The organism is Arthrobacter sp. H41, assembly GCF_000520535.1.
Lineage (GTDB): Bacteria > Actinomycetota > Actinomycetes > Actinomycetales > Micrococcaceae > Arthrobacter_D.
On sequence record NZ_KI914829.1, the window covers coordinates 1 to 8,358 of the forward strand.

Below are 8,358 nucleotides of genomic sequence, written 5' to 3' on the forward strand. Positions count from 1 at the left end.
GCTGCGGAGTCCGGGCCCGTCGTCGTCTCCACTCTGCCCCGCCACATCGGCGCGGTCCTCGCCGACCTCCTCGCGGAGCGGCTGGATCCGTAGCGGTCCTGCATCCCACTAAACTTTCCTCGAAATATCGAAAACCCCCACAAGGAGCACTCATGGAATTATGGCCCGGCGACGCGTACCCCCTGGGCGCGACCTATGACGGCACGGGAACGAACTTCGCGCTCTACAGTGAGATCGCGGAGTCGGTAGTCCTCTGCCTGTTCGACGACGACGGCGTAGAAACCTGCGTTGCGCTCAAGGAAGTGGACGGCTATGTCTGGCACGGCTACCTGCCGCAGGTGACCCCGGGACAGAAGTACGGCTACCGCGTCCACGGTCCGAACAACCCCGCCGAGGGGCACCGCTGCAACCCGAACAAGCTCCTCCTGGACCCCTACGCCAAGGCGGTCTCGGGCGAGCTCGACTGGGACCAGGCACTGTTCGGCTACAACTTCGGCGACGAGCACTCGGTGAACAACGAGGACTCCGCGCCGCACATGATGCTCGGCGTCGTCGTGAATCCCTTCTTCAACTGGGACGGCGACCGCATGCCGCGCACGCCCTACCACCAGTCGGTCATCTACGAGGCGCACGTCAAGGGCCTCACCCAGCTGCACCCGGACATCCCGGAGGAGCAGCGCGGAACCTACGCCGGCATCGCCCACCCATCGGTGATCGCCCACCTGCAGAAGCTCGGCGTCACGGCGATCGAACTCATGCCCGTGCACCAGTTCGTCAACGACAGCACGCTCCAGGAGAAGGGTCTCTCCAACTACTGGGGCTACAACACCATCGGCTTCTTCGCCCCGCACAACAAGTACAACTCCAGCGGCGACCAGGGCGAGCAGGTCCAGGAGTTCAAGGCCATGGTGCGCGAACTGCACCTGGCAGGCATCGAGGTCATCCTCGACGTGGTGTACAACCACACCGCCGAGGGCAACCATATGGGCCCCACCATCTCCATGCGTGGCATCGACAATGCGTCCTACTACCGCCTCGTGGAGGACGACAAGCAGTACTACATGGACACCACGGGCACCGGTAACTCCCTCAACGTCGGGAACCCGCACTCCCTGCAGCTGCTCATGGACTCGCTGCGCTACTGGGTCACCGAGATGCACGTCGACGGATTCCGCTTCGACCTGGCCTCCGCGCTCGCCCGCGAGTTCTACGAGGTGGACCGCCTGTCCGCCTTTTTCGAACTGGTGCAGCAGGACCCGGTGGTCTCGCAGGTCAAGCTCATCGCCGAGCCCTGGGACGTGGGACCCGGCGGATACCAGGTGGGCAACTTTCCGCCGCAGTGGACGGAGTGGAACGGCAAGTACCGCGACACGGTCCGTGACTTCTGGCGCGGGGAGCCCTCCAGCATCGGCGAGTTCGCCGCCCGCCTGACCGGCTCCGCCGACCTCTACGAGCACAGCAGGCGGCGTCCCGTCGCGTCCATCAACTTCGTCACCGCCCACGACGGCTTCACCATCCGCGACCTCGTGTCCTACAACGAGAAGCACAACGAAGCCAACGGCGAGGGCAACAACGACGGCGAATCGCACAACCGCTCCTGGAACTGCGGAGTCGAGGGCCCCACCGACGATCCCGAGGTCAACGCACTGCGGGTCCGCCAGCAGCGCAACTACATCGCCACGCTCCTGCTCTCGCAGGGTGTGCCGATGCTGCTCCACGGCGATGAGCTGGGCCGTACCCAGGAGGGCAACAACAACACCTACTGCCAGGACTCCGAACTCAGCTGGGTGCACTGGGACAAGGTGGACCAGCCGCTGCTCGAATTCACCGCCGCGGTGAACCGGTTGCGCTCCGAGCACCCGACCTTCCGGCGTCGGCGCTTCTTCGACGGACGCCCCGTGCGCCGCGGCGAGGGCGAGGCGCTGCCGGATATCGTGTGGCTCGACACCTCGGGCGAGCTCATGGCGCCGGAGGACTGGGACAGCGGGTTCGGCCGCTCGATCGGCGTGTTCCTCAACGGGCAGGGGATCCGCGGGCGCGACGCCCGGGGCCAGCGCATCACCGACGCCAACTTCCTCCTGTACTTCAACGCCCATGACGAAGCCGTCGACTTCACCATCCCCTCCGAGGAATACGGACCGGCCTGGGACGAGGTCATCGATACTGCCGGGAAGTTCGCCGACAGTGCTGCGATCTCAGCGGGCAAGACGATTTCCGTCGAGGGCAAATCGATGGTGGTCCTGCGCGCCCACTCCGAAGCCGAGGATCTCGACCACTCGGTGGCGGCGTCGCTGGCCATCCTCGCCAATGAGGTCACCTCGAAGACCGGCACCGCCTAACCACCCTGCATCCAGTTCCCCAGGAGGACATGCATGAAGACACCGAAATCGACCTACCGGCTGCAGGTGCGGAACGAATTCGACCTGCGGGAAGCCGCGGCCCTGGTGCCGTACCTGCATGACCTCGGGGTGGACTGGGTGTACCTGTCGCCCATCCTGACCGCGGAGGAGGGGTCGGGCCACGGCTACGACGTGACCGACCCCTCCACCGTGGACCCCGCGCGCGGCGGCCGCGATGCCCTCATCGAGCTGAGCGAAGCCGCCCGCGGAGCGGGACTGGGTGTGCTGGTGGACATCGTGCCCAATCACATGGGCATCGAGACGCCCGCCCGCAACGCCTGGTGGTGGCAGCTGCTGAAGGAAGGCCGCGGCTCCCGCATGGCCGAAGCCTTCGACGTCGACTGGGACGCCGCCGACGGACGGATCCGCATCCCGGTGCTGGGGGACGGGGACTCCGAGGAAGACGCACTCGAGGTGGTGGACGGCGAACTCCGCTACTACGACAACCGCTACCCCATCGCCGAAGGCACCTTCTCCCCGGGGGACACCGCCGCCGACGTGCACGCGAAGCAGCACTACGAGCTGGTGAACTGGCGCCGCGCCGACACCGAGCTGAACTACCGGCGTTTCTTCGGCGTCAACAGCCTGGCAGGCCTCCGCGTGGAGGTGCCGTGGGTCTTCGAGGAGAGCCACAGCCAGGTGCGGAGCTGGTTCGACGACGACCTTATCGACGGCCTGCGCATCGACCACCCCGACGGCCTCGCCGACCCGGTAGGTTACCTCGAGGATCTCCGCGAGCTGACCGGCGGTGCCTACGTCCTGGTGGAGAAGATCCTGGAGCCCGGCGAGGTTCTGCCGGGAAACTGGGAGTGCGAGGGGACCACCGGCTATGACGCGCTCGCCGACGTCGACCGCCTCCTCACCGACCCCGCGGGAGAGCACGAACTCACGGCACTGGTCCCTGTGGAGCCGTTCCACGAGATGATCCACGGCACCAAGCGGGGGATCGCGGACGGTATCCTGCGCTCGGAGGTACTTCGCCTGGCTCGGCTGGTGCCCGAGAGCGCGGGCCTCGACCCGGCGGAGGCGGCCGATGCGCTCGCCGAACTCCTGACCTGCTTCCCCGTCTACCGGAGCTACCTGCCCGAGGGCGCCGGATACCTCGCCGACGCCGTCCGGGACGCCCAGGTGCGCCGCCCGGAGCTCGGTGCCACCCTCGAGGTGCTCCACCCGCTGCTCAACCCGTTCCTGGAGGGGGAGCCGGACGCCGAGCTGAACGCGCTGGCCCGGCGCTTCCAGCAGACCTCCGGCATGGTGATGGCCAAGGGTGTCGAGGACACCGCGTTCTACCGGTACAGCCGGCTGGTCTCGCTCAACGAGGTGGGAGCGGATCCTTCGATCTTCGCGATCGATCCCCTGGAAATGCACCGCCGCCTCCTGGAGCGGGAAACCAACAACCCGCTCTCCATGACCACGCTGAGCACCCACGACACCAAGCGCAGCGAGGACACCCGCGCGCGGATCGCGGTGCTGTCCGAGCTGCCCGACGAATGGGCGCGGCTCCTCGCCGAACTCGAGGCCCTCGCACCGATCTCGGACCCCTCCTTCGCGCCGCTGATGTGGCAGTCACTCATCGGCGCCTGGCCGCTGAGCCGCGAGCGGGCCCACGCCTACGTGGAGAAGGCCTCGCGTGAAGCGGACCTGAGCACCCACTGGACCGCGCCGAACGAGGAGTTCGAAGCGGCCATGCACAGCGCGGTGGATGCCGCGTTCGACGACGCTCGGGTCAACAGCCTGGTCAGCGCGATGGCCCGCCGCCTCGAGGGTCACGGCTGGTCCAACTCCATCGCAGCCAAACTGCTGCAGCTGACCATGCCGGGCGTTCCCGACGTGTACCAGGGGACCGAGTTCTGGGACTTCTCCCTCGTGGATCCGGACAACCGCCGCGAGGTGGACTACGCCGCGCGCCGGCAGGCACTCACGGACCTCAATTTCGGGGCGATACCCGCGGTGGGGGAGGACGCCGCAGCGAAACTGCTGGTGGTGTCGCGGGCGCTCAAGCTGCGCCGCGACCGGCCCGAGCTCTTCTCCGGCTACTCCGCCGTGCAGGCCGCGGGTTCCGCCGCGCACCACGTCTTCGCGTTCAACCGGGGCGGCGCCGTCGTGCTGGTAACCCGGCTGCCGTACGGCCTCGAGAACCGTGGCGGCTGGGGCGACACCACGGTGCACCTCCCCGACGGTTCCTACACCTGCGCGATCACGGGCACCTCAGTGAGCGGTGGCATCGTGCGTGCAGCCGACCTTTTCTCCACTTTCCCGGCAGCACTACTGGTCCAGGAGGACGCATCATGAGCAGCAGGTTCGATGTCTGGGCGCCGCGTGCCGAGACCCTTTCCCTCCTAGTCGACGGAACCGCCCAGAAGATGACCCAGGGCGAGGGCGGCTGGTGGACCGCCCCCGGCGGTCTTTCCGCCACCACGGACGACGTCGACTACGGCTACCTCGTCAACGGATCGGACTCGCCGGTACCGGACCCGCGCTCACGCCGGCAGCCGGGAGGAGTCCACGAACTCTCGCGCACCTTCGATCCGGCAGCCCATGAATGGCAGGATTCGGACTGGGTCTCGCCCGGCGCCAACGGGGGCGTGATCTACGAGATGCACCTCGGCACCTTCACCCCCGAGGGCACCCTCGATGCCGCCGTCGAACGCCTCGACCACCTCGTGGAGCTGGGAGTCCAGTACGTGGAGCTCCTCCCCGTGAACGCGTTCAACGGAACGCACAACTGGGGGTACGACGGCGTGCTGTGGTACGCGGTGCAGGAGAACTACGGGGGCCCTGCCGCCTACCAGCGCTTCGTCGACGCCGCACACCGGAAAGGGCTGGGTGTCATCCAGGACGTCGTCTACAACCACCTGGGCCCGAGCGGCAACTACCTCGGCCAGTTCGGCCCGTACCTCACCGAGGGCATGTCGAATACCTGGGGTGATTCGTTGAACCTCGACGGGCCGCTCTCCGACGAGGTGCGGCGTTACGTGATCGAGAACGTGCTGATGTGGCTGCGCGACTACCATGTGGACGGACTGCGGCTCGACGCCGTCCATGCCCTCCACGACGAGCGCGCCGTGCACATCCTCGAGGAGTTCGCCGCCGAGACGGACGCCCTGGCAGCCGAACTCGGAAAGCCCCTGTTCCTCATCGCCGAATCCGACCTCAACAACCCGCGCCTGATCCAGGAGCGCGACGTCAATGGCTACGGACTGGCCGGGCAGTGGAGCGACGACTTCCACCACGCGGTGCACGTCAACCTCACCGGGGAAACCGAGGGGTACTACGCCGACTTCGACTCGGTGGGAGCGCTCGCGAGAGTTTTGGAGAAGGGGTTCTTCCACAACGGCACCTACTCGTCATTCCGCGAGCGGAAGCACGGCCGCGAGATCGACGTCGAGCGGGTCTCGCCACTGCAGCTGGTGGTGTGCACACAGAACCACGACCAGATCGGCAACCGGGCCGCAGGCGACCGCATCAGCGCCACGCTGAACACCGCGCAGCTGGCCCAGGCCGCAGTGCTGAACCTCGCAGGGCCGTTCACCCCCATGCTCTTCATGGGCGAGGAGTACGGAGCGAGGACCCCCTGGCCGTTCTTCACGTCACACCCCGAGCCCGAGCTGGGCAAGGCCACCGCCGAGGGCAGGCTCCGGGAGTTCGAGCGTATGGGGTGGAAGCCCGAGGACGTGCCGAACCCGCAGGAACGGTCGACCTTCGAGTCGGCGAAACTCGACTGGTCCGAGCTCGACAACCAGGAGCAGGGTCAGCTGCTGGAGACGTACCGGAAACTGATCCAGCTGCGCCGGGACCGCCCTGAACTGCGGGATCCGGACTTCACCAGCATCTCCGTGGAGTACAGCGACGACGAACGGTGGCTGATTCTCCACCGGGGTCGGACCGCCGTCGTCCTCAATCTCAGCGACCAGCTCCGCACCGTGCCGCTGCGGGCGGGCGACGCCGAGGTGCTGCTCTCCACAGTGGACGGGGTCGGCCTGCTGGAGGACACCATCCAGCTGCCGCCGCATGCGTCGCTGATCCTGGCCCTGGCCGCAGAGTAGGAGCCGACCCCGTGGACACCCCGCACCGCACCACCGACGTCCTGGTGGTGGGCGCGGGCCCCACGGGGCTGATGCTCGCGAACTGGCTCCGGAAGCTCGGTGTCGACGCCGTGCTCATCGACGGCAAGGCCGGGCCCACCCGGGAATCGCGGGCCATCGGGGTGCAGTCCCGCACCCTCGAGATCTTCGACCAGCTCGGCCTTGCCGACCGCGTGCTGGAGCGGGCACAGCACGCCGGCCTGGTGCGGCAGGGGTACGGGAAACGCTCCTATGCACCGGTGCCGCTCGGCGAGCTCGGCCGCGGTCTCACGCCGTTCCCTGGCCTGTACTTCCTTGAGCAGAGCCGCAACGAGGAGATCCTCAGCTCGAATCTCGTCGCCGTCGGTGGCGAGGTGCTGTGGGGTACGCGCCTGGTGGGACTGGAGGATACGGGCACCGTCTCGGCGTCGGTCGAGGGGCCGGAGGGTCCCTCCGTCATCGAGGCGCGGTACTGCGTGGCGTGCGACGGCGGATCCTCGGAGGTCCGCCGCCTCAAGGGGATACCCTTCGAGGGGGTGACCAACGAGTACACGTTCTATGTCCTCGACGCGCTGGCTGTGGGCGGGTTGCCCGATGCATCGGTCAATATCCGTCAGGGCGCCACCGACTTCCTCCTCGCGTTCCCGATGAAGTCCTCGCCCGGCAGCGATGATGCGTTCCGGTTGATCGGCGTCGTTCCGACCACCGGGGACGCCGATGTTCCCGAGGAAGTTGCACAGGCTCGGCTCTCGTCCGTCTTCGGCGTCACCTACGGCACGTCGCGGTGGTTCTCGACCTACCGCGTGCATCACCGGCTCGCGGCCCGGTTCCGCGACGGCGCCGTGTTCCTGGCCGGGGATGCCGGGCACCTCCATTCGCCCGTCGGCGCCCAGGGAATGAACACCGGACTGCAGGATGCCCACAATCTGGCGTTCAAGCTCGCCGATGTCCTTCGGCATGCAGCGCCCGAGGAGTACCTCGACCGGTACGACGCCGAGCGCCGCCCTGTGGCCCGGCGCCTGGTCCGCTCCACCGACCGGGTGTTCGGTTATCTCACCTCGAATGCCCTTCCCGCCCGGCTCACGCGCAGGCTGGTCCCGCGGCTGGTGCTGCCCGTCGTCGTGAGGGTGTTGCCGCACCTGCCTCTTGCCGGGCGCCTCGCCGGCTATCTGGGCCAGCTCCGCATCCACTACTGGATGAGCTCCCGCGCAAAAGCCGCAGCCCGAGGCCGCCGTGGGCGGGTGGTGGGGCGCCGGTTGCCGTGGACCGGCACCAATTTCGACGTGCTGCGGGACGCCGTATGGCAAGTGCACATCTACGGCGGGATGGACGACCCCGTGGCCGACGCCGTCGGGCGTTCCCTCGACCTCCCCGTCCACCGGTTCCCCGCGGCACCCGGCAAGGGGCTGCAGGATGGCTTCTTCTACCTGGTGCGGCCGGACGGGTTCGTGGCGTCGGCGGCTCCCGCCCACTCAGCGGTCTCGGAGCTGCGCGGTGCGCTCCCGACGGCGCTCTGACGTTTCGGACTCTGCGCACGTATGGTGGGTGTCCGGCCTGCACACCCACCACAAGTGCTCAACTTCCGGGGCGGCATCGGCGAGAATGGCTTCATGACCACGAGATCAGGCGTATGGGTGACCCTCGGCGATGCCCGCACCGCCGCAGAACTCGAGCACACCGGCTTCGACTGGCTGGGCCTCGACGCGCAGCATGGCCACTTCGACGACCGCAGCCTCCGGGACCTCTTCGCCCTGCGCCGCGATCCGCTCGCCACCGTGCTGGTCCGGGTGGCGGCGAATGATCCCACCCTCATCGGGCGGGCGCTCGACGCCGGGGCCGACGGCGTCATCGTGCCCCTGATCGACACCGCGGAGCACGCCGAGGCCGCTGTGGCA

General features: G+C 67.9%; 5 protein-coding genes. All 5 read left to right on the forward strand.

Annotated elements, in window-relative coordinates:
* Window positions 1-152 precede the first annotated feature (152 nt).
* Window positions 153-2,339 (forward strand): glycogen debranching protein GlgX, encoded by a 2,187-nt coding sequence (glgX, locus tag Y705_RS20300; protein WP_049822826.1) that lies wholly within the window; start codon window positions 153-155, stop codon window positions 2,337-2,339.
* A 33-nt stretch (window positions 2,340-2,372) separates the two neighbouring features.
* On the forward strand, window positions 2,373-4,691 hold the full coding sequence (gene treY, locus Y705_RS0114485) for a malto-oligosyltrehalose synthase (protein ID WP_026533374.1): 2,319 nt from the start codon (window positions 2,373-2,375) through the stop codon (window positions 4,689-4,691).
* A complete protein-coding gene (gene treZ / locus Y705_RS0114490) occupies window positions 4,688-6,445 on the forward strand; it encodes a malto-oligosyltrehalose trehalohydrolase (RefSeq protein ID WP_026533375.1) in 1,758 nt (585 codons plus the stop codon). The genes treY and treZ overlap by 4 nt, the downstream gene beginning before the upstream one ends.
* Window positions 6,446-6,456: 11 nt before the next feature.
* Entirely contained in the window at window positions 6,457-7,980 is a 1,524-nt protein-coding gene (locus Y705_RS0114495) for an FAD-dependent monooxygenase (protein ID WP_026533376.1), read from the forward strand.
* Window positions 7,981-8,073: 93 nt separating this feature from the next.
* On the forward strand, window positions 8,074-8,358 hold a 285-nt coding region (locus Y705_RS0114500), incomplete at its 3' end, for an aldolase/citrate lyase family protein (protein WP_253908639.1).